Here is a 22,020-nt window from a genome sequence, read left to right as displayed (position 1 = left end):
CCTTCCCCTAGCCCCTAGCCCCTAGCCCCTTCTTCCCCCGTAAAGTCCTACGCGATCGCCTCCTTATCCATCTCCGAACGCACACCACGAGAAAGTGGCAGAGAGCACAACGCTCCCGTTACAATAAAAACTGAGGCGAATCCTACTCAATTCGCCCTCAAACTTCTTGGAAGATCGTTTCACCTGGGAGTGGGTCTAGCCCACTTTTTTTGTTGGATTGCCTCACGAGACACGGCGAAACCCTTAGTAGAGAGAGAGAGCGACTCACGTCTCATAGCAAACAAGGGAAACAAGAGGGAAAGAGGGAAGAGGGAGAATATCCTTCTTCCCTCTTTCTTCTTCCCAGTTCCCGGCCCTGTAGTCCCCAATTTCCTAATATCGACATGACTCATCCCCTGATCCCACAAATCATCGACTTAGCCACCCCCCTTGCGGAAACACTGGGATTGGAAGTAGTGGGGGCAGTATTTCACACCAACCAGAACCCTCCCATTCTGCGAGTGGACATCCGCAACCCGCAGCAAGACACAGGTTTGGAAGATTGCGAACGGATGAGTAAAGCCCTCGAAGAAAAGTTAGATATGGCAGATATCCTCCCCGACGCTTATGTACTAGAGATTTCTAGTCCCGGCCTTTCGCGATCACTAGCAAGCGATCGCGAATTCATATCCTTTAAAGGATTTCCCGTAATCGTCAAAACATCTGAAGCTTACAACGGCTTAAAAGAGTGGGTAGGACAACTAATCCGCCGGGACGAGAAAGCAGTTTACATCAATCAAAAAGGGCGGCCAATCGCCATTCCCCGCTCCCTGATTACCCAAGTCCAATTAGACGAACCTAGATAGCTAATTGTTAATTGTTAACTGTTAACTGTTGGTTGTTAACTGTTGGTTGTTAGTTGTTAGTTGTTAGTTGTTGACTGCCACTAAATTACCAATTACCAATTACCAATTACCAATTACCAATTACCAATTACCAATTACCAATTACCAATTACCATTTTCCCAAAACAGGAGATTTTTATATGTCAATGGTTTCTTTGCCCGGACTCAAAGATATGGTCGATGTTATTAGCAAAGAGCGAAACTTACCGAAACACGCCGTTCAAGCAGCCTTGCGCGAAGCCCTCGTCAAAGGTTACGAGCGTTACCGTCGCACGCAGCGCCTCGATCATTTTAGTGAAGAATACTTCGATAATTTTGAAGTAGAACTCGACATTGAAGAAGAAGGATTTCGTGTTTTAGCTACTAAAAGTATAGTCGAAGAAGTCAGTAACCCTGACCATCAAATCGCACTTTTAGAAGTACAAGAAGTTGCCACCGAAGCTCAACTCGGAGACACAGTTATCCTCGATGTAACCCCAGATCAAAACGACTTCGGTCGCATGGCGGCCATCCAAACCAAACAAGTTCTCGCCCAAAAATTGCGCGACCAGCAGCGCAAAATGATCCAAGAAGAATTTAAGGACTTAGAAGAAACAGTCCTCCAGGCAAGAGTTTTGCGATTTGAGAGACAGTCAGCGATCCTCGCTGTTAGCAGCGGTTTTGGCCAGCCAGAAGTAGAAGCTGAACTTCCTAAGCGAGAACAATTACCGAACGATAATTACCGTGCTAATGCCACTTTTAAGGTTTACCTAAAAAAAGTCGGTGAAGGTGCTACCAGAGGCCCTCAGCTAGTGGTCTCTAGAGCCGACGCAGGCTTAGTAGTTTATCTATTTGCCAACGAAGTCCCCGAAATTGAAGATGGGGTAGTGCGAATTGTCGCCGTAGCACGGGAAGCAAACCCCCCCTCCCGGCACGTTGGCCCCCGCACCAAAATTGCCGTAGATACCCTCGATCGCGACGTAGACCCCGTAGGAGCCTGCATTGGCGCACGGGGATCGCGGATTCAGGTAGTAGTCAACGAATTACGAGGGGAAAAAATTGACGTGATCCGGTGGTCTCCCGATCCCGCCACCTATATTGCCAACGCCCTAAGTCCAGCGCGGGTAGACGAAGTGCGCCTAGTGGCCCCGGAAGGGCGGCGGGCGCATATCCTTGTGGCTGAAGACCAACTTAGTTTAGCCATTGGCAAAGAAGGGCAGAACGTCCGGCTAGCAGCTAGACTGACTGGTTGGAAAATAGATATTAAAGACATTGCCAAATACGATCGCGCCGCTGAAGACAGCAAGTTAGCAGCAGAAGCTTCGAGGTTAGCACTCGCAGCCGAAGAATACGAATCAGATTTTGACGAAGACAGTGAAGAAACTGACGAATCAGATTTTGATGAGAGCGATCGCGAACTTGACGAAACCGAAACCGCCGTCTAAGGGACTAGGGACTAGGGACTAGGGACTAGGGGAAGAAGGGAAGAAAGGAAAAAGCCTCTCCCTCTTTCCTTCTTCCTCTTTCCTTCTTCCTCTTTCCTTCTTCCCTCTTTCCTCTTTCCTTCTTCCCTCTTCCTCTTCCTCTTCCCTAGCCCCTAACCCCTAGCCCCTAGCCCCTTCTTCACACACAAAAACAGATGAAACCCAACTACCGCCGCTGCATCAGTTGCAGAAAATTAGGGCCAAAAGAAGCATTTTGGCGATTAGTCAGGCTCTATCCTTGTCATCAGGTACAATTAGATATGGGTATGGGTCGTTCTGCCTACCTGTGCCCGGAAGCAGAGTGCCTCAAAGCAGCTCAAAAAAAAAATCGACTTGGGCGATCGCTCAAAGCATCTGTGTCTAACGAAATGTACCAAACACTTTGGCAACGTTTAGCCACCCCTTCCCCACCCTCCCATACGCTGTCTGCCGGGCCCTTCACACAAACCCCATCTAGGGGTAGTGAAGAATTTCCAGCAGAGCCAGCACCAAAACCCCGATCCGATCCACCCACCAGTCTTAAAAGATTTGTGTCAGATTAGATAAGGGCAGGGTACCAACAGAGGTATGCTCAATCGGGAACAGCGAATAGCGAAAGCAAATTCCGGCTAAAACCGGGACTAAAACTTCAAAATTCACAGATTCCTACAAAGACTTGAGACAACTCTCGCGGCAGACATCAGTAGGTTGCGTCCAAACGACGGGCCCGCTGGCAGAGTGCCCGCGCCCCGATTCTTGACACTAATCTCAATAAAACGATGTTGTCATTAGAGTAGATTGCAATGTAAAAACTGGTTGGCACTGAGAGGGCTAGAGTGGATGAACAACGGCAAAGTAAGAATTTACGAGTTATCACGGGAACTAAATTTGGATAATAAAGACATCTTGGCGGTTTGTGAGGGGCTCAATATTTCAGTCAAGAGCCACAGCAGCACGATTACAGAATCAGACGCTGAACGTATTCGCAAAACAGCCGAAAAATACGTAGCCAGCCACTCTGCTCCTGGAAAGCCAGCCCCCCCTGACCGGGCTGCTTCCCCGTCTAGAGAAACTGGCCCCCGTTCTAATGACCCCAAAAAACAGCAAATTTTAGAAATACGTAGACCTAAAGTGCGCCCAGGTGCAAATTCTAAGCAGTCCGGCAATGAGGAGAACACAACCCCCCAGCCTTCAACGGCAACTCCCCCCAGACTGCCAGCTACTCAGCTCCAGCCCCCCGCCAAACCCAACATCAATCGACCTATTCCCTCAAAGCCGAGTGCTAATCCCCCTGGAGTTGCGCCGGAAAATGGCGGTGAAGACTCAGGGGAATCAAATGCGCCGGCAATAGTGCCTCTAGATGTAGTTCACCACAACCCTCCGGCTCCAGTACAGGCGAGGGCGACAAATTCACCTCCGCCGCCGTTGCCGAAACTCGCATCTCCACCAGTTAGACCCGATGACAATCCGAACCGCGCCCCAGGAAATCAGGGGATTCGGCCGGTACTCAAACAGGCAAAAACTGACCAAGAGCAGTCAGAAGCGGGACAATCCGGGGATCACCCCGCCAAACCAGCCCGGCCCAGCCGCGGCCAGCGATCGCCTGGAGGTGAAGCTCCAGAAGGTTTGAGACCGCGCCGGGAAGGTTCAGCTCCCACTCGGCCGCAACCCGCTCAGGAACCAAGACGACCGGGCCCAGGGAGAAATGCTCCCGCGATGCCAGGTGCGATCGCACCCAATCGCCGGGGTAGTACCAGTGACACAGCCGCTCTTGGAGATGACCGCGACGAACAGGAAGAAGATACGCCGCTAGTCGAAATATCTCTGCTAGATCGGCCAACTCTGCCGCGTCCCGCGAAAAAAGCCCAGGTATGGGAAGAAGACGACGAAGAAAGCCCAGATTTTCCAGGTAAGGCAGCCAAAGTGGCAGCCAAGGGCAAACGCACTCGCATTAAACCGCCGATCGACGAAGACGACGATGATGCCGATGGTGGTTTGGAAATGCCAGAACCGATCGTGGTCAGCCTTTCCTTAGCGAGACCCTCTAAGCCCAAAGGCTTCGCCGCACCTAAAGCAGCCGCTCCTGTGGCAGCTTTAGCAGGCCCATCCTCTGCCAAAAATAAAAAACCGGGAGCACCACGAGACTCTAGTAGTTCCGAGCGCGGTCAAAGTCGAGGGAACCGCCGCCAAGCGACGGAAGTTAAGGCAGAACGCCCAGAAAAACTGGTACTCAGCGGGCCGATGACTGTTCAAGAACTGGCCCTCGCCCTTGCCGTTGCTGAAACTGAAATTATCAGGCGGCTGTTCTCTAAAGGAATGGCAGTCAGCATCACGGAAACTCTTGACATTTCCGCGATTCACGTCGTCGCTGAAGAGTTGGGTATCCCGGTGGAAACCGCCGAGAAAGAAGCCGAAGCCAAGAAAGTAATTGAAATGCTTTCTGAGGAAGATTTGGACAACCTGCAACGCCGTCCGCCTGTAGTGACGATCATGGGTCACGTCGATCACGGTAAAACTACTTTGCTCGACTCGATTCGCAAAACGAAGGTGGCTCAGGGAGAAGCAGGAGGTATTACCCAACACATCGGTGCTTATCACGTAGACGTGGAACACGAAGGCAAGATGCAGCAGGTAGTATTCTTGGATACTCCTGGTCACGAAGCTTTCACCGCTATGCGGGCGCGCGGGGCACGGGTGACAGATATCGCCGTGCTAGTAGTAGCGGCTGACGATGGGGTAAGACCTCAGACGATTGAAGCGATCAGCCACGCCAAAGCTGCCGAAGTGCCAATTGTTGTGGCAATTAACAAAGTAGACAAGGAAGGCGCTCAACCGGAGCGCGTCAAGCAGGAACTCACCCAGTACGGCTTGGTTGCAGAAGACTGGGGTGGAGATACGATTATGGTGCCGGTCAGTGCTATCCAAGGGGAAAACCTGGATACGCTCTTGGAGATGATTCTCCTGGTATCAGAAGTGGCAGACCTCCATGCCAACCCAAACCGCGCTGCTAAGGGAACGGTGATTGAAGCTAACCTCGATAAGGCAAGAGGGCCAGTGGCGACGCTGCTGGTACAAAATGGCACCCTGCGGGTAGGAGATATTGTTGTTGCTGGCTCCGCTTTGGGTAAGGTGCGGGCGATGATTGATGACCGAGGTAAGCGGGTAGATGCCGCTGGCCCGTCCTTTGCAGTCGAAATCTTGGGTCTGCGAGATGTTCCCCGTGCTGGGGATGAGTTCGATGTCTTCCAAAATGAAAAGGAAGCTGCTGCGATCGCGGGAGCGAGAGTAGATAGAGCCAGAGAATCTCGTCTGTTACAAGGACGGATCAGTCTCAGCGGTTTCTCCCAACAGGCCAAGGAAGGAGAACTCAAGGAACTCAATTTGATCCTCAAGGGAGATGTCCAAGGGTCAGTCGAGGCGATCGTGGGAGCCCTGCGACAACTACCTCAGAAAGAAGTGCAGCTTAGATTGCTACTAGCTGCACCTGGAGAAGTTACGGAGACAGACGTTGACCTAGCCGCAGCCAGTGCAGCCGTGATTATTGGCTTCAACACTACCCTCGCCGCCGGTGCGCGTCAAGCTGCCGATCGCGAAGGTGTAGATGTCCGGGAGTACAACATCATTTACAACCTCTTGGACGACGTTCAAGGGGCAATGGAAGGTCTGCTGGAACCGGAACTGGTAGAAGAACCTCTAGGCCAAGTGGAAGTCAGAACTGTATTCCCCATCAGTCGCGGGGCTGTGGCTGGCTGTTATGTCCTTTCTGGCAAAATTATTCGCAATTGTAAGGTGCGGGTACGCCGAGGAGGTAATGTCCTTCATGAAGGCATACTGGATTCCCTCAAGCGGATGAAGGATGATGTTAAGGAAGTCAACGCAGGCTACGAATGCGGTATTTCCCTCAATGCCTTTAACAGTTGGGTGGAAGGCGACATTATTGAAGCCTACCGTATGGTGACGAAGCGACGGACGCTTTCTCAATAGTGGTCAGTAACCCACCCCTAAAGGGGATGGGCTTGCAAGGCGAAAGTCAAAACAAGCCATACTGACCAGCCTAAGACTTTCGAGGTCTACGTTTTTTGAGTCAAGACACCAGGCGGATGCGAAGCTAGTCCCCTGCCCTGTCGTTTGTAGTTAAACAGTTTTAAGGTCACTGAAACAGTGCTGCAAGCTGAACAAGCTCTCAAAACATTGGCGAAGCTAACTTTACCCCGCAAGGGAGGCTCGAAAGAGCAAATCATTATGCGTACAGGGTTGTGAGGTTTGAGATGGTAATTGTCCCATCGAAAGTACATCACTTTCATCACACCGAACTAAACAGCCCCAAGGCGGTAATGGAAAAAACGATTCACGGCGGAAGACAGCCCCAAAAATTCCTCCCACCCATAAAGGGGATGGGTTTCCATTTTGGAAAGGTTTATGAACTCGCGATCGCAACTCTTCTGTTTAACTCAAAATTCAAAACTCAAAACTCAAAACTTTGTAACTATCAAAAATACGGTTTGAGACTGAGAAATGCCTCAAATTCACCCTTTGTAGCCTCTGATACAGCAATATTCTTAACAACGCCAATAGAGGCGATCGCATTAAAATTCCTGGATAAAGAAGAGTCAGGACTCATTTCTGAATAATAATTTTATTGCCGATTTTTGTTGTATAATTTTTTTAGATAGGCTAAGTCAAGGCTATCGTTTAAGTCCAGACAAGCGATTGAAATTAAAGCTATGGTTAATTCTGCATCTACTCCTCAAGAATATCAAGCTCCATCGCTAGGCCAACTTCGCGAAGATTCAGAAATGTGGGAAAGCTTGAAACAAGCAAGTGCGGCAAGTTCTGGGTTTCAACGGTGGCAGCTAGAGCGCGATATTGAGCAGCATCCAGAAACTGTCACCCTTGACCAGCAAGTTCGCAGCTATCTGCGAGAAACTTTAGAAACTTTGGCTTACTAAATTTAGCAAACAGAGCGGGGCGATGCCTTGTGACTTCGGCGTGCAGTCGTTCGGCTAACTGTGCGCGTGGTTCCTAACGAACTAATGGAGTACCAGAAACCGGGTTTTTGATAGCATCTGTGGGTCGCAGATAGGGGCTACGATGCTCAGGGCTAGGGGAAGCGTGAAAGAAGGGAATAGAACAAGTGGGTTCCAGCAATCGAGCGTCTCCTAATCGCCTTGGTGACTGCTGTATTTTCGTCAAAAAACCAGGTTTCTTTGGTTGGGTGCGTAAGTCCTGTATACGAAAAACTCTGGTGGAAGATCGTCATCCTATCTTGATTTGCTGATGCTAACCTACAAGAATGTTGGTAAAGATATTAGCTAGCAATCGTCTTAGGTTTCCCGCTCGTAGTCTACAAAAATTCTGGTAAATAGGTAAAAAATCCTATTTAATTCCCTTAATGTCTACTGAGGTAAGTGTGGGTTTACGGCGCGGTTTAAGATTTATCTCTTAGTTCCCTAAAGTGAGCATCGCGCCTAACTTAGGCTACAGGAAACCTCGCTGCATTGCGATCGCAACCCTCGGCAATTCCTACCTAACCTAATATTAAAAGCAAGACTATTGCCGATCGTTCTCATACTTTAGTTTCATACTTTGGTTAGAATCGCTTCCAGTGATTAACCCGCTACAATATTCAATATCTAAAGCTACATAATCTTATGCAAAAATTTAACATTGGCTGTCAACTCAAATATAATCTTGTTCAACCCACAACAATGATATTTAATATCCAGGCAGTCAAGACTAACAGTCAAAAAATTTTACACGAAGAACTCAAATTAGAGCCACCGCTAAAAGTTGAGGAATATATTAGCCCTCTAGAGGGAAACCGCTACATCCGCGTAAATGCAACACCGGGAGATTTAGAAATTGGGTATCGGGCAGTGGTAGAATTATCCCACTTTTATGCTGACGATAAAGCGATCGCAGAAATCGACCCAGCTAATTTGCCTGCGGAAACCTTCTATTTCCTCTATCCTAGCCGCTACTGCCAGTCAGATTTAATGGCGGGTTTGGCTGAGTCTGAGTTTGGAGAGTTACAGCCGGGATATTCGAGAGTAATGGCTATTTGTGATTGGATTTATGATAAAGTAAAATACTTGTCTGGGAGTACAAATTCGCAGACTTCGGCTTACGATACTGCAACTGAAAGAGCCGGCGTATGCCGCGATTTCGCCCATTTAGGAATTGCTTTTTGTCGAGCATTAAATATACCTGCTCGTTTTGTCTCGGCTTATGCTTATAAGCTGGAACCGCCGGATTTTCACGCTTGTTTTGAAGCTTACCTCGGCGATCGCTGGTATTTGTTCGATGCGACGCGGCTTGTACCTCTAAATGGGATTATCCGCATTGGTACGGGTAGGGATGCCGCAGATGTATCTTTTGGGACTCTCTTTGGTACGGTAGAGATGAAAGAGATGAAGGTATTTGCGGAAGTGGCGGAAGGTAAGGCCTCGCAGGATGATTCCCAGGGTAGAGGAAATGCGATCGCTATTGCTTAATATTATATCTTTTGCGTAAACTGCGGTTAGTGCAGTTCAATTTCAAAGAAGGGGTTTCCACATTATTTCTTATGAAACCAAAAATAACTAACGCGATCGCGTGGCAGCAGGCTGAACTATTGATGCAGCCAGCCTTGATCAGACTGATCGATAACATTCGCAAACAGTTAGATGAATCAGTCTGGAAAGGTACTTATCAAGAGGTGCAGCTCCCAGTGCCCGGCTATCAGTTATGCTTAGAACATCAAGACCAAAAAATGTGCGTTGATTTGTGGGAACTTTGTTATCAAGTTTGCTTTAGTAACTACACTCTCACTCACGTAGAAAACCAAAGTGTAGAAGTTGAGATAGACACCAGTCTAATTGAGGAAACTGGTAACGTCGATTGGAACCGGCTTGAGGCAAAAGCCAGTCAATTAGTACAGGATATGTTTGCACAATTGCCTAGTTAATTGTTAATTGTTAATTGTTAATTGTTAATTGTTAACTGTGAACGGCTAACTGTGAACGGCTGAATAATTTAATCTGTTTAATTAAATTTATGATTCAAGAATTGCGCGACATTCAAGCATCCGCAGGTGCAGAATTTATTTCCTCAGTTACCCAGGCAAATGTCCCTGTTAGTTTTGGCAATGATGCTGAGGCTATTTTAGCCTCGCGCCAAGGCGTTATCTTGTGCGATCGCACTCACTGGGGACGGTTAGAAGTTTCAGGTGAAGACCGCCTCCGCTTCTTACATAACCAAAGTACCAACAATTTCAATATCCTGCAACCGGGACAAGGCTGTGACACCGTTTTTGTCACCTCTACCGCCCGGACAATCGATCTTGCCACCGCGATTATTACAGAAGATAAAGTTCTGCTGCTAGTTTCCCCTAACCGCCGTCAAAAACTCTTAGAGTTGCTAGATCGATATATTTTCCCAATGGATAAAGTGGAACTTAAAGATGTAACTGATGCTACTGCTACCTTTAGTTTGATTGGGCCCCATAGTAATAAACTATTAGATAAATTGGGGATAACGGGTATTGAAGGCAAACCTTACGGCACTCACAAACTAATAGAAAATACTACCACTGAAAGTAGTATTCGCGTTGTTGTTGGTAGCGGTTTAGCAACTAGCGGCTATACGATTATTGTTGATGGAAACCAGGCAGCAAATCTCTGGGATAAATTAGTACAAAATGGAGCAATTCCCGCAGGCGATCGCGTGTGGGAACACCTGCGAATCGAGCAAGGACGACCAGCTCCCGACTTTGAACTCACAGATGAATATAACCCTCTAGAAGCTCGTCTTTTACATACTATTTCTTATGATAAAGGCTGCTACATCGGTCAAGAAACAATTGCTCGTTTAAATACATATAAAGGAGTGAAACAACAGCTTTGGGGCCTTCGTTTGAGCGGTGAGGCAGAGGTGGGTGCAGCGGTGACAATTGGAGAAGAAAAAGTTGGGAAGCTAACCAGTTTTGTTGTGACTGATGATGGGCCTTTTGGTCTTGCTTATATCCGTACTAAAGCTGGCGGTGAAGGCTTGAAAGTACAGGTAGGAGAAATTGAAGGAGAAGTTGTGGATTTACCCTTTTTGTTGTCGGCGACTTAATTAAATTAAAATTGCTGTGATTTGTAAATATATCCGTAGGAGCGAAGCATTGCGACCAGATCCGATCTATAACATACAATAGATTTTAGTCGTGAATGCTTCGCTCCTACAAAAATACAATCCTCTGACTAAGTTCTTTTTCCTTTTACTTACTTCCCAGTATTTGATTGTTTAACATCGGGTTCATTAGATTGCAAAGCTGCATCGAGAACTGCACGAGCATCCTCAGCTTTTGCTCTAGCTTCTCGGTACCGAACATTAGCTTGAGCAAAATTTTTAAGAACCTTGAAGCCATCTTTGAGGTTCGCAATCTCTTCAACAGTTACAGCCTCATCCGTAAATAGAATATCGATCGCAGCCCGAACCTTGAGGGCTTCATCGCGAGATTCCATAACTTTTAGCTTCAGAGTAGCTAGATTACTGAGAATTTGTACAGCCTGAGTAATTCCGTCCTCCTCCTCAGAACCACTATCTTCGGGTTCTTTCACCTCAATAAATTGCTTTGGCCCAAATCCCTCCTTGAGCTCCGTAGTGAGCGAGCCTGCGTCCATTAGTTCCATGAGCTGATCCATCGCTTCTTCGCGAGCTTTGACTGAATCTCTGCCCTTGACAGTCAGAATAACTTCTGGGCTTTGTGCAAGTGTGTAGCGAACCATATTTTCACAGACTGTATAGCAACAATTAAATGATATCTTATAAGAAAATGATATCAAAATGATATCAAAGCCCCTTGGCTTTAGCCCAGGGATAGTTCAATTATGAATCAATAGAGGGAACAATGAAAGATAAATTTCTCAATTGGCTAAATATTTTGTTAGTAGCTAATGTATTCTTAGTCTTGCTCAGCTTTGGATGGTTTGCGATCGCAGTCTTTGGACGCTCAGTCGGGGTAAACCTCGGCTTTGACCTTTGGTATTCACTGTGGCAGCCCTTATTTACCCCAGCAATTGGCATTCTTATGGGAGGAGCGATTCTTAGCGGTATAGTTAGCCAAATTTCTAAACGCCTCAACCCTAAGTAATATCAAGTCTACTTCAAATCTCAGATTAATTAATTGTAACTGAGCTCAAACTCCACTAACTCTCAAGCTCCCCAACTTCTTAATTACTTACTGTTGCCAACCAATCAAAGATTGTATTTAACTGTTCCAAACTCACCAACCCATACTGCCAAAGAATCATCGGTAATTGGCTAACATCCCGATCTCCATGTCGGAGAGCGATCGCGATCGCAGCCATCGGAATCGCCAATTCCCCTCGTAAAAAATTAATCAATTGAGCCTCTGTTGTAGATTTCATAGTAACTTTTCCACCGTTTTGTAAATTGATGTAACAAAATAAGTTTAATTAGAAACTGACTGAATTTAATTTTAATACTAACCGTGTAAATCTCTGTGATAAAAAGCCATTTCATCATGTGATAAAGTAAAGCTAAAGGCGTGATCCCGGTCACAAATCGCTTACTTATAAAAAGTTCTTGGAGCTTATATAAAGCAAAGCTCCCCTATTTCCAGGGAGCTCTCCTCAAACCAAACTTCCAAAATTGCATAAACACCACCTAAAATTGGCTGAGATTGCTAAAGCCCTAACTGAAGCTGAACCGACGCATCAGAGCCATTATTACTTTGATTGGCAGGTAAAGGACTTCCTTGACGCTGAGCATCAGAAGGACTGGTAACAACATCTACATCCTGACCCAGTTGGATGCGAAACTCATCCCCCAAACTCTCACCATTACCAGTAGAATTCCTCCTGTTTTCTGGTTGAGAGATAAAATTTTGGTAATCAGAATCCAGCGTTCTCGCCTCAACCGTCCTCAGCGAATCCCCCGATAAAGTCGGTTCAGCAATTTGACTTAATTGCGGCACAGTTTCTTGTGCTTGAGCAGCAGGCATCAAAGCCAGCAAAATTGCACTCAGTTGCAGAGCAGTGATAACTTTATTCATCATCAATTTCTCCTATTTACATCCTGTATAGCTAGGCGCTAGGGACTAGGGACTAGGGGAAGAAGGGAATAGAATTAAGGGTTTCAAGAACCCAGAATGCCCTAACCACCTTGCGGTTGCTATAGATTAATTATAGCCAGGCACAAATAAACTGACATCTATCAAAAGTTGTTATGTTTTGGAATTGATAAGTGAATTAATATTCAGGTTTTAAATGTGTAAAAACTTACCACCAACTCACTCATCAGTTAAATTCGTTACCAACTCAGTTATCAAACCACCTACCAAGGACTACCAATCATCGTAAAAGAAGCCCAGTAATAAGGATGTGATAAATTCGCTACAACTTGCCCCTCACTTGAGGGCAAACTAACAGCCTCTCCTCCGCGACTGGTACTTCGCAACTGCCCTCCCTCCACGCGCAAATCGCCCTCAATCATTGCAATTTGCGCCTGTCTCAAAGCCTCCGCCTTTACAGTCAACCCTTGCAAACTCAACTGGCGATAAAACTCACTCATCAACCCCAAAGTACCAGCATCATCAACTTGCCATAAACTCGCCAATACTGACTTAACACCCGACTGTACTGCCAAACCTGCAAAACCTAACTCCGCATCTTGACTACCAAAAGCCGTCTCGCAAGCACTCAAAACCAATAACTCTAACCGCTGCTTTCCTAACTCCCGCAACTGCTCAAACCGCAGTTTTCCATCCCACATTTGAATATAAGAATTACTCGGCATACTTGGGTCAAAAGAGCCATGAGTTGCTAAGTGAATAATTCCAAATTGTCCCCTAGATTGTTGTGCCTTGAGATTATCTAAAGTAAACTCTTGATTTAAGAAAGAACGACCGCCCCTATCTTGCGTAATTGTAGACAACTCCACAGGTACAGCAGGCAAAGGTACAACTTGCGGGTCTTTAAATTGCGAAGCACCCATTGCTAGAACCGAGAAATTATTAATATTTTGATAGCTTGTATCAGTCAAATTAATACTGGGAATCAAACCGAGACTATACTTTTGCACTAAAAATTGTTTCCCGTCGTGGAGAGCAGCCAAAGGCAAACTCCGCATTCCTGGATCTAAAGAAAAAGCCAGAGTATCTATTTTCTGCTTTTCTAAATCTTCAGCTAAAGGTGCAATTAACCACTGATAAAGTTGTTGAGAAGCACTTAAATAACTGTTGGCGCTACTTTCATCAGGACGGTGACTAATTCCACCAATTAACTTTTGTACCTGTCGCCGCAGTGCATCGCTATTCGCAGCGGGTATACTTTTAAATATCGGCTTACCATTGGGAGTTAGCAACACTAATTCTAACTGTTCAGGGCGAGATACCACGTAAATTACGGCTGGTTTTTTCCCCGTTTGCTGTGCAATTGTAGTGAGGGATGCTTGGATATTATGACCGTTCAATGGTTTAACATTAACGGCAAGTTTATTCCCTATTTCCTGACTGCGAATTTGCTCTATTTGCACGATCGAAGCGTAGGTGTCAGTTATTTGTGGACTGTTAACTTTGGCTTGCTGACTGTGAACAGCTAAAGTAGGATTTTCCACCTTTGTTTCATCATTCAAAACCCGGAAATACTGGGCCGTTTTTACATGGACACTACCAGTGTTACCGCTTTTACTTCCAGCATTAATGGATTCCACTGCAATACCGCTATTTTTACTGGTGAGACTGATATCTCCTCCCCGTTCAAAGCCAAAGGAAATAACTGAACCTGCGCTGATATGACCAGCAGCATTTACATTAATATTGCCTGAACGTTCATGCACTCTTGCAGATGAATTGAGAATACCAACGGTGACATTTCCAGTTTGACTTGTCAAGCGAATATCACCGGCATTAGCAGTAATATTTCCCGTTTGGATGTCACCACCTGTAGTAATATCAACACCATTAGGAGCTGTTGTTTGTACTTCACCAAGAGTAGTTTTACCAACACCTACTGACTGCTGCACGCTTCCCGCTGCAATAACTGCATCAGCTTGTACGTTGTTAGCACTTTCGATTGAAAGATTTCCTAGTTGTTGATTTTGGCCAGTACCTACTGCACCTTTAAAAGTAATATTGCCTGTCCCTGCGTTTAAGACTAGGTTATGAGCTGCATTTTCTTTACTGTTTAATGTCGAGGAAATCGCAATATTTCCGCCAGTTTCACCCGTTTTCAAAGAAACATCATTGGTGAGAGTTACTGCACTATTAATATTAATATCGCTATTGTTAGTCGTAATATTGGCATTCAACGTCGTTGACTGTGCATTTATAGTCACAGAGGCATCATCTTTGGCAATAATTTCCCCTTGAACTGCGACAGTTCCGGCAGGCGACTGTAAGGTTAGGGGGTCATTTACTTGCACCGCATTGACCGTAATTGCACCTCTACCTTCTAATCTACCAATTGTAATTGCTTTGAAGCCGTTATCCAAAGCTGCCAGATCTGAATTTTCCAGATTTAGGGTATTGGGAATATTTTGTGCAACACCACCAATTTGTATGGCTTGTTCTGCCGTCCTTGGCGCAATCAAGATCGAGCCGCCAGTGCTGGAAATCGAACTTTCTCCACCCCTGAAACTAATATCATTCCCAGTCAGGTTAATAGCTCCACCACTGGCATTTATTTTACCAATTGTTAAATTTTGACCGGAAATACTCAGTGCGGCTCCATTGGTCAAAATTGCCGATTGAGAGTTACTTGTAGAAAACGATCCAATCCCATTGCGATCGGCATCGGCGACAAATGCCATCGATCTTGCCTCACGATTAGGGTTTAAATTGATCGGTCTTTCCCCTAAGTTGTTAATAGTAATATCGTTATTAGCCTTGATGACAACATCAGCATTAGCGGTTATATTTTCCAGTGTTGTTTGAGGAATTATCAGTTTTTGGCTGTCAGTTAATTGTTGGCTATCTGTTGAATCTGGCGCAACTACAATATTTTCAGAATTAAGTTGGATGCTGCCAGTATTGCCGTTGGTAGCGCTTAAATCTACAGTGCCGGCAAAAGTACCGCTGCCTGAAATTTCAATAGTGCCACCGTCACCTGAATTGCTGCCACCGCGTGCGCTAATTTGACCCTTAAAATCAGTTGTCGCTAAACCTCCCCATCGACCGATGGTGATGTCGCCGCCATTACCATTAACTCCACCGTTAGCAGCAATCTCAGAATCGCTACTGACATGAATTTCTGGTGCATTTAAAAATTCCGAATTAGTAGTTATTTTCCCATTGCCGATTTTGACTGTGCCGCCACCATTAATACCTGAAACGTCAATTTTGGCACTATTGAGGAAAATGCGATCGCCCAAAATTTCAACGGTTCCTCCCATGTGTAAAGTTGGCACTCGATCTGAACTGGAAGCATCTATATTACCAGCCACAATTACCGCCCCCTCCTGCACAGGCATCCCACCTGTGAGTACCACTTGCCCGTCCGTATTAACTGATATTCCTGTTGCATGGCTGCTACCTTCACCTGTCAACATTTGCGGCAAAGAAAGTGGCATAAAATTTCTGGCATCAGGAGTTAAAATTCCTGATTCTACCGACAGAGGTGCAATTTCTAAATTTAGCAGCCGCCCCTCTTGGCTAATCCGTACTATTTTCTCGCCAGGAACAGCAGCTAAAGTAATAGTGCCACCGGGTGCTTCCAAAGTGCCGATACTGATTACACTACCGCCGATCAAGGTTATATTCTGACCTGCTTCGACTCTCAAATTGCCAGCATTGACAATCGCCCCTGGATCGGAATTTGGGAAAGCAAAAGCACTCGGTGTTCCCAGTAAATTTGAGTAATTGTTAGCCCCAAAAGCCTGAAACCAGTTGTCACCAAATCCAATACCGCTGGCTGTGGTAGCGGTAAAAGAGGCTGGTACATTCAGTTGAGCATTCTGCCCAAATACAATCCCGGCTGGATTGACTAAGAATAAGTTAGAATTACCTCCTGTAAGTTGAATTAAGCCATTAATAACTGAGGCTTCTCCGCCAGTGACGCGAGCTAAAATATTTCTAATCGTGTCATTGGAAAGAAAGTTTGCAATCTGACCTTGAGAAAGACCAAATCGCTGGAAACTGTGAAACAGATTCGAGCCATCTCTAGATAATTGACCCCCGCTGATATTGAAGCGATTTCCTTCAGGGGTAACGGTAGTGTTCGTACCGTCGGCTGCTGGCACAATAGGCTGAGCCTGTACTAAAGATGGCAGCAAACAAGAGGCAAGAGGTAGTAGAAAAGAGGATTTCTTACCAAGATCCCACAACCGATAGCCAGCATTCTCTTGTTTTTTAAAGGTTTTATTGGGGGCTGGAAACGTTGTTACTAGCAGATAAATATGACGTTCAGGTTTCATCGCTTTCAACCTTATATATTGCCGAGGAATTTCCTAAGCCTCTAGCAGGTATTAGTCTGTTTTTACTCACTCATCATCACAGGACTTACCGACGGATCGCAAAAAATCAAAGTTTGGGTTTGCTTCGCTTCGTAAGCGCTACCCGCAGGCACTTGCCTTTGCAACGGAAAATGGTGGTTTTGCGTAAGCCCTAGACCAATGAGTAATGACATTCAAAGAGTGATACCAATAGCCTAACCAAGTAAAGTTTGAAATCACAGGTAGCCTGAGACTTCAACAAATAACTTTCTCTTTTGACCGATCGCATTCAGCAAGAAGGAGTAGATAATTTGCAGCTTCTTGCTAGCGAGATTTTGAGTATCACTGACTTGGTAGATGTCGTGCCGTTTAACTCTTCTGCCGCCCGTGCCTGGATCGGGCAGAATTAACTAGCAATTTGGGTTAAACCTTGATGCAGGAAGTCTGAACCCACGCGATCGCTTTCCTTCGCTATTTTTTGGCGCAGGTGTTCGATGTGCTTTTCAAGTTCGTGCTTACGTCATGGGAAAAGCACAGCGAGAGATGCAAACTCAATGCCCTGTATAGCTCCTGATTTGTCTCTTACTCGTTTCTTCTGGATTTCGAGTTGTTACTTTTTACTGTAGATGCCAAAAAATTTTTTCTCTGCCGAGCGACCGAACGACACCCTTAACATATTTACAATTACCCTGCGTGGGGGGTGTAACCCCACAGCCATTGTATCCCACTTCCCTCTCCAGGGGAAACAAATTCTCGATAGATTTAAGTTTTATAAAAAATCTTTATTACCCTCTATGTATTTCACCCCTCATCATGTAGAATCTTTTTATATACACGGATAGATGTCAAAGCTTAGAGTAACAGCTATGCCATACAAGCACAGCTATAAAATTCGCCTTTGACCCAAGCAAAAGCTTTCCTTTGCTTATGTGCTCAAGGATGTGGTCTTTCAGCAAACAAAGGTTCAAGCTCTGAGAGGATAAGATCAGGGGGCATCCAGCCGTAATTTGGAGAAAAAAGCGATGGATTCCCAAAATCAGACAAATTGGATTAAAAAGCTCACTGGTGCTGTAGCTGCTCTTGGTGTCAGCGCCCTGATTACTGTACCGGTGTTGGCGCAGTTCAACTACTCCGCCAGTATCTTTAACCCTTCTGGTGGTACAAGCCGCAGCGTTGACGGTACGATTGCTGGCGAATTGGATTCGGCAATCAAGTATTACCGAGACTTCCAAGCCTTTGCTGAGGCTGTGAAAAAGGCTGGTTTAACTGACAACTTCCGTGTAAAAGACCAAGCAGACCCCAATAAGGTGCTGTTTACTGTTTTTGTACCAACAGATGAAGCGTTTGCAGCTTTACCTGCGGACATCCGGGAGAAGTTGTTTAAACCAGAGAATAAGGACAAATTGGCTAAGGTGCTGAACTACCACGTAGTTGCGGGTCAAGTTACTGCCAAGGAAATAGAGGCCGGTGTGGTGCAAACTGCCGCAGGTATGCCCGTGAAAATTCAGCTTAATGAGACTGGCGATAAAGTGACGCTGAATGACGCTAGCGTAATACAGTCGTCTCGCCGCACTGCCAATGGGGTGATTGTTTTAGTTAATAAGGTGCTTTTGCCTCCTGATTTGTTCTAAGTTAAGCAGCAGGCTAAGTTCTGAGTTTGTAAAGGCGCGATTCTACCGCGCCTTTTAGTTTTTAGTAGGTTAGATGCCAGGGAAAAAGGGGGTAGGGCGTGTTTTCTTGCGTTGTTGTATTCTGGAAAATAGCGATCGCTAGCTCTTAACGCTCATGAAGCCTTGGGGAATTAAGTAACAAACAGTGGGAAAAGTTAAAACCGCCGATCGCGATCGCGCCTGCATTCTGTTGCGATCGTAGTTTCAAAACATCCCTAATCCTGCCAAACCAGTTATATCCTTCGCTTAGTGTGGGTGAATAGCCAAATTTAATTAATCCTTTCGACAATTAATCTACTCAGCTTGTCGATCGGGGAAACTGGGGGTTAGGTCTTTTTCAAAAAAGGGATGCTCCCCAAACAACTAACCACCAACAACTAACCCTTAACATTAATGAAACTCACCCGAATTGACCTCAACTCTTGGATCTTACAAATCGCAGGCCAAACAGTCTTAATCGATCCCTGGCTAGTCGATCCTCTAGTATTTTACGGCAAACCCTGGTTATTTAGCGCCGATCGCGTCCAGCCCCCAGCCTTTACGCCGGATACTTTACCAGCAATCGACTTAATTCTCATTACTCAAGGTCTAGACGATCACTGTCACAAACCTACTTTAAAACAACTCGATCGCACCATTCCTGCTGTTGCCTCTCCTACTGCTACCAAAGTCCTCAGTAGTTTAGGTTATAAAAGTATCGCATCTTTGTCAAATTGGCAAGAGTTTATCCAAGATAAATTACAAATTATCGCCGTTCCCGGAGCAGAAATCCAACCGGGCCAGGTAGAAAACGGCTATTTGCTTAAAGACTTAACTAACGACGAGACAATTTATTACGAACCGCACTTTTCACCATTTAAGGGAATAAAAGAGCGACTAGGAAGAATTGATGTCGCGATCGCACCTGTCATCGGTCAAATCTTCCCAATTCTAGGACAAATTATCATGGGGCCAACAGAAGCCCTCAACCTCGCCCAAACCTTAAAACCTAGATATTTCGTACCCACTGCCCTCGGCGACATTCGAGCCAGTGGTATTTTACCAATGTTAATTAAGACAATTGGCAGCGTAGAAGAATTTCGCGATCGCCTCGCCGCCTCTGAACTACCCACCCAACTCCTAACCCCCGCCCCAGGCGAAACCATCGAATTTTCACCCGTCAACAAAATTTAGGCATTCCAGTTTCCGGATCGGAAATTAGAGATTAGTAATTGGTAACAGTTAACAGTTAACCGTTAACAGTTAACCGTTAACAATTAACAAAACCCTACCTTGGCGGTCGGCGATTTCGGAGAAACTCAGGAATATCCAATCCCGCCGGCACCTTCGGATCGGGTGTTGGAGTAGCAGCAGGACTAGAAGTATTAGACCGGCGTACCCCAATCTCCTTAACCGTTGGCACCGAGAGCACCTCGCCCGAAAAACCAGTAGCAATCACAGTAATCTTGATTTCGCCTTGAAGTCGCTCGTCAATTACTGCCCCAAAAATAATATTGGCATTAGGATCGACTACCTCATAAATCGTCTCAGCCGCTGCATTCACCTCATGGAGAGTCATATCAGTACCGCCAGTAATGTTGAAAACAACACCCCGTGCGCCCTCAATCGACGAAGCCTCCAACAAAGGCGAAGAAATAGCCTGCATCGCCGCTTCACGAGCCCGCGACTTTCCAGAACCCAAACCAATACCCATCAAAGCCGAACCAGCATCCGCCATTACAGCACGGACATCAGCAAAGTCAACATTGACCAAGCCCGGAACCGTAATAATGTCAGAGATGCCCTGTACCCCTTGCCGCAGAATATCATCCGCAACACGGAAAGCTTCTTGAACAGGCATTTGTTCAGAAATCACAGACAAAAGCTTATCATTCGGGATGACGATCAGCGTATCCACGCGGCTTTGCAGAGCAGCAATGCCCTCATCCGCTTGGCTGGTACGGCGGCGACCCTCAAAAGTGAAAGGCCGCGTCACTACACCGACTGTCAGAGCTCCCATTTCCTTAGCCACCTCAGCCACAATCGGAGCCGCACCGGTACCAGTGCCGCCCCCCATACCAGCCGTGATGAAAACCAAGTCAGAATTGCTTAAAGCATTAACAATCTCATCGCGAGACTCCTCAGCCGCCTTCTGACCAATGGCAGGATTGCCCCCTGCCCCCAGGCCGCGAGTCAACTTTTGTCCTACTTGCAAGCGTTTAGGGGCATTAGACAGAGACAAAGCTTGGGCATCAGTGTTCACCGTCCAAAATTCCACACCTGCAACTTCGCTGGCGATCATGCGGTTAACGGCATTGTTCCCACCCCCGCCAACACCAATCACTTTAATTCTTGCTGCACTACTTGGCACAATATCGCCACTCCTAGATTCTTCGCGGGGCATGGCTTTAATATCGATATTAGGATCTCCTAAATATATCCCAGACTTGCGTCCAAAGGGATTAGCAGAATCTACTGCCAGGGTAAAATTTGCTTGTTCTTCCGAATGGGTGCTGTCCTGGCCAGACCCTTGTCTATAATTAAGAGTCATTAGAATCGGGGATGATAATTGACATTCCCCGGTCTAAAGACGCGGGGATTCTTAAGGACAACTTTTTTAATGGGTGTAAATCCACAACAAAAAAGTTGATACTTAACTGTAAGCTAAGTTGGGCCCGAAGCCAACGATCGCATCTACTGTTTTTCCTGCTCCGGGATATGAATCATCGGCGAAGCTGGATTTTTCAGATCGATGTAACCAATTTTGCTTGAATCCAGTTTTTTTGGCAATTGCCGCATCTTGTCCAAAACAGTAAGCTGCTCAGCCATTCGGGAACTGTAAGGCCCCAAATGTACAATACCCAGTTCCGTCATCAAGATTAAATTTCCCGGATTTTGCCAATTAACCTCAAAGACTTTCACAGGGCTGCGACTAAGTGCAGAGTAAAATTGAGGCCAATAGACGCGATAGAGTTCTAAGCGGCCGATGATTTTGAGAGTAGGCATAGAGTGCGAGCTTCCTGCTCCCTTAGAGGCACTACCGCCTTCAGAGACTCTACCCGATCGCTTATCCGCAGTATAGCTCTCCAAAGGCATCCAGCCCCCATTGGCATCGAGCCAGCCAGCCTTCTGTGTTTCCTGTGTGGGTGTTAATGCGAGCCCAGGTTGAGCGATCGCCACAGGCAGACGTTCCTGCACTTCTACCCTCAAAGATGGGGGAAACAAATGACGAATCACCTTTGCTTTAGCGATCGGCCCAGTTGACTCCAGTTTTTTAGCCAGAGCTTGAGGCTGAATGCCCCACACAGACTGGGGATAAGACAGCGGCAACAAAGACATCACCGCACGGTCAGAAAGCCACTGATTGCCCTCAACCTTAACCTGCTCCGGTTTGGTAATCAACCAAATCGGCTGAGCGATCCCCCAGAGCAAACCCCCAGCAAAGGTACTGACTGCCAATGCTTGCCAAATTCCCTGAACCAATTTCAAGCGCCTCTGGCGGCGCAACTGGTCGCGCCTGCGCCCTAACTCCGTTTGAGAAACTGATGCAAAACTCGCCATCTACCCTTTATTCCTAGCCTCCCGTTTCCCCTAATAATTTAACCAGATCCTCGTAAAATTACCCAC

At 46.2% G+C, this 22,020-nt stretch carries 21 protein-coding genes; 13 read left to right on the top strand and 8 right to left on the bottom strand.

The features are described 5' to 3' along the window. Nucleotides 1-383 precede the first annotated feature (383 nt). The 9 genes from rimP to OSCI_RS11910 all read left to right on the top strand — a co-directional run bounded on the left by rimP (nucleotide 384) and on the right by OSCI_RS11910 (nucleotide 10,423). Nucleotides 384-845, top strand: a complete 462-nt coding sequence (gene rimP / locus OSCI_RS11950; RefSeq protein ID WP_007355213.1) for a ribosome maturation factor RimP — start codon at nucleotides 384-386, stop codon at nucleotides 843-845. 179 nt (nucleotides 846-1,024) lie between these two features. Beyond that, on the top strand, nucleotides 1,025-2,308 hold the full coding sequence (gene nusA, locus OSCI_RS11945) for a transcription termination factor NusA (RefSeq protein WP_007355212.1): 1,284 nt from the start codon (nucleotides 1,025-1,027) through the stop codon (nucleotides 2,306-2,308). A 194-nt stretch (nucleotides 2,309-2,502) separates the two neighbouring features. Next, nucleotides 2,503-2,889 (top strand): YlxR family protein, encoded by a 387-nt coding sequence (locus OSCI_RS11940; protein ID WP_007355211.1) that lies wholly within the window; start codon nucleotides 2,503-2,505, stop codon nucleotides 2,887-2,889. A gap of 277 nt (nucleotides 2,890-3,166) precedes the next feature. Beyond that, complete coding sequence (gene infB, locus OSCI_RS11935; RefSeq protein WP_007355210.1) at nucleotides 3,167-6,310, top strand: translation initiation factor IF-2; 3,144 nt, start codon at nucleotides 3,167-3,169, stop codon at nucleotides 6,308-6,310. A gap of 284 nt (nucleotides 6,311-6,594) precedes the next feature. Then, the gene (locus OSCI_RS11930; RefSeq protein ID WP_039962200.1) at nucleotides 6,595-6,957 is read left to right on the top strand and encodes a hypothetical protein; all 363 of its coding nucleotides are present in this window, start codon (nucleotides 6,595-6,597) and stop codon (nucleotides 6,955-6,957) included. A 93-nt stretch (nucleotides 6,958-7,050) separates the two neighbouring features. Continuing rightward, on the top strand, nucleotides 7,051-7,275 hold the full coding sequence (locus OSCI_RS11925) for a hypothetical protein (RefSeq protein WP_007355209.1): 225 nt from the start codon (nucleotides 7,051-7,053) through the stop codon (nucleotides 7,273-7,275). A 702-nt stretch (nucleotides 7,276-7,977) separates the two neighbouring features. Continuing rightward, nucleotides 7,978-8,820: a transglutaminase-like domain-containing protein gene (locus OSCI_RS11920; protein WP_007355207.1), complete on the top strand. Its 843-nt coding sequence runs from the start codon at nucleotides 7,978-7,980 to the stop codon at nucleotides 8,818-8,820. A gap of 71 nt (nucleotides 8,821-8,891) precedes the next feature. Beyond that, a complete protein-coding gene (locus OSCI_RS11915) occupies nucleotides 8,892-9,272 on the top strand; it encodes a hypothetical protein (protein ID WP_007355206.1) in 381 nt (126 codons plus the stop codon). An 89-nt stretch (nucleotides 9,273-9,361) separates the two neighbouring features. Further along, nucleotides 9,362-10,423 carry a YgfZ/GcvT domain-containing protein gene (locus OSCI_RS11910; RefSeq protein ID WP_007355205.1) on the top strand — a complete coding sequence of 354 codons (1,062 nt, stop codon included), beginning with the start codon at nucleotides 9,362-9,364 and terminating at the stop codon, nucleotides 10,421-10,423. Nucleotides 10,424-10,572: 149 nt separating this feature from the next. Here OSCI_RS11910 and OSCI_RS11905 read toward each other — a convergent pair whose 3' ends face one another. After that, nucleotides 10,573-11,079, bottom strand: coding sequence for a hypothetical protein (locus OSCI_RS11905; protein WP_007355204.1), 507 nt, complete (start codon nucleotides 11,077-11,079; stop codon nucleotides 10,573-10,575). 122 nt (nucleotides 11,080-11,201) lie between these two features. Between OSCI_RS11905 and OSCI_RS11900 the strand changes: the two genes are divergently transcribed. Beyond that, entirely contained in the window at nucleotides 11,202-11,444 is a 243-nt protein-coding gene (locus tag OSCI_RS11900) for a hypothetical protein (RefSeq protein ID WP_007355203.1), read from the top strand. Between the two features lie 79 nt (nucleotides 11,445-11,523). On the opposite strand, the gene OSCI_RS11895 is transcribed toward OSCI_RS11900, so the two are convergent. The 4 genes from OSCI_RS11895 to OSCI_RS29905 all read right to left on the bottom strand — a co-directional run bounded on the left by OSCI_RS11895 (nucleotide 11,524) and on the right by OSCI_RS29905 (nucleotide 16,938). Continuing rightward, nucleotides 11,524-11,721 carry a DUF2949 domain-containing protein gene (locus OSCI_RS11895; protein WP_007355202.1) on the bottom strand — a complete coding sequence of 66 codons (198 nt, stop codon included), beginning with the start codon at nucleotides 11,719-11,721 and terminating at the stop codon, nucleotides 11,524-11,526. Between the two features lie 278 nt (nucleotides 11,722-11,999). Beyond that, the gene (locus tag OSCI_RS11890) at nucleotides 12,000-12,371 is read right to left on the bottom strand and encodes a hypothetical protein (protein WP_007355200.1); all 372 of its coding nucleotides are present in this window, start codon (nucleotides 12,369-12,371) and stop codon (nucleotides 12,000-12,002) included. Between the two features lie 278 nt (nucleotides 12,372-12,649). Beyond that, on the bottom strand, nucleotides 12,650-16,726 hold the full coding sequence (locus tag OSCI_RS11885; protein ID WP_007355199.1) for a CHAT domain-containing protein: 4,077 nt from the start codon (nucleotides 16,724-16,726) through the stop codon (nucleotides 12,650-12,652). A gap of 62 nt (nucleotides 16,727-16,788) precedes the next feature. After that, nucleotides 16,789-16,938 carry a hypothetical protein gene (locus OSCI_RS29905; protein ID WP_155523433.1) on the bottom strand — a complete coding sequence of 50 codons (150 nt, stop codon included), beginning with the start codon at nucleotides 16,936-16,938 and terminating at the stop codon, nucleotides 16,789-16,791. A gap of 81 nt (nucleotides 16,939-17,019) precedes the next feature. Here OSCI_RS29905 and OSCI_RS31965 point away from each other — a divergent pair, with 81 nt between their 5' ends. Both OSCI_RS31965 and OSCI_RS11880 read left to right on the top strand, forming a co-directional pair. Then, the gene (locus tag OSCI_RS31965) at nucleotides 17,020-17,154 is read left to right on the top strand and encodes a hypothetical protein (RefSeq protein ID WP_007355198.1); all 135 of its coding nucleotides are present in this window, start codon (nucleotides 17,020-17,022) and stop codon (nucleotides 17,152-17,154) included. Between the two features lie 612 nt (nucleotides 17,155-17,766). Then, nucleotides 17,767-18,375, top strand: coding sequence for a fasciclin domain-containing protein (locus tag OSCI_RS11880; protein ID WP_007355197.1), 609 nt, complete (start codon nucleotides 17,767-17,769; stop codon nucleotides 18,373-18,375). A 145-nt stretch (nucleotides 18,376-18,520) separates the two neighbouring features. Here OSCI_RS11880 and OSCI_RS29900 read toward each other — a convergent pair whose 3' ends face one another. Beyond that, nucleotides 18,521-18,703, bottom strand: a complete 183-nt coding sequence (locus OSCI_RS29900; RefSeq protein ID WP_148288936.1) for a hypothetical protein — start codon at nucleotides 18,701-18,703, stop codon at nucleotides 18,521-18,523. A gap of 104 nt (nucleotides 18,704-18,807) precedes the next feature. Here OSCI_RS29900 and OSCI_RS11875 point away from each other — a divergent pair, with 104 nt between their 5' ends. Then, nucleotides 18,808-19,587, top strand: a complete 780-nt coding sequence (locus OSCI_RS11875) for an MBL fold metallo-hydrolase (protein WP_007355196.1) — start codon at nucleotides 18,808-18,810, stop codon at nucleotides 19,585-19,587. Nucleotides 19,588-19,681: 94 nt separating this feature from the next. Here OSCI_RS11875 and ftsZ read toward each other — a convergent pair whose 3' ends face one another. Together ftsZ and OSCI_RS11865 are read right to left on the bottom strand one after the other, a co-directional pair. Further along, on the bottom strand, nucleotides 19,682-20,944 hold the full coding sequence (gene ftsZ, locus OSCI_RS11870; RefSeq protein WP_007355195.1) for a cell division protein FtsZ: 1,263 nt from the start codon (nucleotides 20,942-20,944) through the stop codon (nucleotides 19,682-19,684). Between the two features lie 143 nt (nucleotides 20,945-21,087). Further along, complete coding sequence (locus OSCI_RS11865; RefSeq protein WP_007355194.1) at nucleotides 21,088-21,954, bottom strand: cell division protein FtsQ/DivIB; 867 nt, start codon at nucleotides 21,952-21,954, stop codon at nucleotides 21,088-21,090. Between the last annotated feature and the right edge of the window lie 66 nt (nucleotides 21,955-22,020).

Origin of the sequence: Kamptonema sp. PCC 6506, from assembly GCF_000180455.1 — a bacterium.
Taxonomy (GTDB): domain Bacteria; phylum Cyanobacteriota; class Cyanobacteriia; order Cyanobacteriales; family Microcoleaceae; genus Kamptonema; species Kamptonema formosum.
This window is presented reverse-complemented; position numbering and strand designations above follow the sequence as displayed.

Excerpts from the sequence above, each read along its gene's own strand:
- OSCI_RS11900 (WP_007355203.1), top strand. The coding sequence starts at position 11,202 with ATGAAAGATAAATTTCTCAATTGGCTAAATATTTTGTTAGTAGCTAAT.
- OSCI_RS11895 (WP_007355202.1), bottom strand. The coding sequence starts at position 11,721 with ATGAAATCTACAACAGAGGCTCAATTGATTAATTTTTTACGAGGGGAA.
- OSCI_RS11925 (WP_007355209.1), top strand. The coding sequence starts at position 7,051 with ATGGTTAATTCTGCATCTACTCCTCAAGAATATCAAGCTCCATCGCTA.
- OSCI_RS11910 (WP_007355205.1), top strand. The coding sequence starts at position 9,362 with ATGATTCAAGAATTGCGCGACATTCAAGCATCCGCAGGTGCAGAATTT.
- OSCI_RS11890 (WP_007355200.1), bottom strand. The coding sequence starts at position 12,371 with ATGATGAATAAAGTTATCACTGCTCTGCAACTGAGTGCAATTTTGCTG.
- OSCI_RS11885 (WP_007355199.1), bottom strand. The coding sequence starts at position 16,726 with ATGAAACCTGAACGTCATATTTATCTGCTAGTAACAACGTTTCCAGCC.
- OSCI_RS11940 (WP_007355211.1), top strand. The coding sequence starts at position 2,503 with ATGAAACCCAACTACCGCCGCTGCATCAGTTGCAGAAAATTAGGGCCA.
- OSCI_RS11875 (WP_007355196.1), top strand. The coding sequence starts at position 18,808 with ATGAAACTCACCCGAATTGACCTCAACTCTTGGATCTTACAAATCGCA.
- OSCI_RS11930 (WP_039962200.1), top strand. The coding sequence starts at position 6,595 with ATGGTAATTGTCCCATCGAAAGTACATCACTTTCATCACACCGAACTA.
- nusA (WP_007355212.1), top strand. The coding sequence starts at position 1,025 with ATGTCAATGGTTTCTTTGCCCGGACTCAAAGATATGGTCGATGTTATT.
- OSCI_RS11905 (WP_007355204.1), bottom strand. The coding sequence starts at position 11,079 with ATGGTTCGCTACACACTTGCACAAAGCCCAGAAGTTATTCTGACTGTC.
- OSCI_RS11880 (WP_007355197.1), top strand. The coding sequence starts at position 17,767 with ATGGATTCCCAAAATCAGACAAATTGGATTAAAAAGCTCACTGGTGCT.
- OSCI_RS11865 (WP_007355194.1), bottom strand. The coding sequence starts at position 21,954 with ATGGCGAGTTTTGCATCAGTTTCTCAAACGGAGTTAGGGCGCAGGCGC.
- OSCI_RS29905 (WP_155523433.1), bottom strand. The coding sequence starts at position 16,938 with ATGTCATTACTCATTGGTCTAGGGCTTACGCAAAACCACCATTTTCCG.
- OSCI_RS11915 (WP_007355206.1), top strand. The coding sequence starts at position 8,892 with ATGAAACCAAAAATAACTAACGCGATCGCGTGGCAGCAGGCTGAACTA.
- rimP (WP_007355213.1), top strand. The coding sequence starts at position 384 with ATGACTCATCCCCTGATCCCACAAATCATCGACTTAGCCACCCCCCTT.
- ftsZ (WP_007355195.1), bottom strand. The coding sequence starts at position 20,944 with ATGACTCTTAATTATAGACAAGGGTCTGGCCAGGACAGCACCCATTCG.
- OSCI_RS11920 (WP_007355207.1), top strand. The coding sequence starts at position 7,978 with ATGCAAAAATTTAACATTGGCTGTCAACTCAAATATAATCTTGTTCAA.
- infB (WP_007355210.1), top strand. The coding sequence starts at position 3,167 with ATGAACAACGGCAAAGTAAGAATTTACGAGTTATCACGGGAACTAAAT.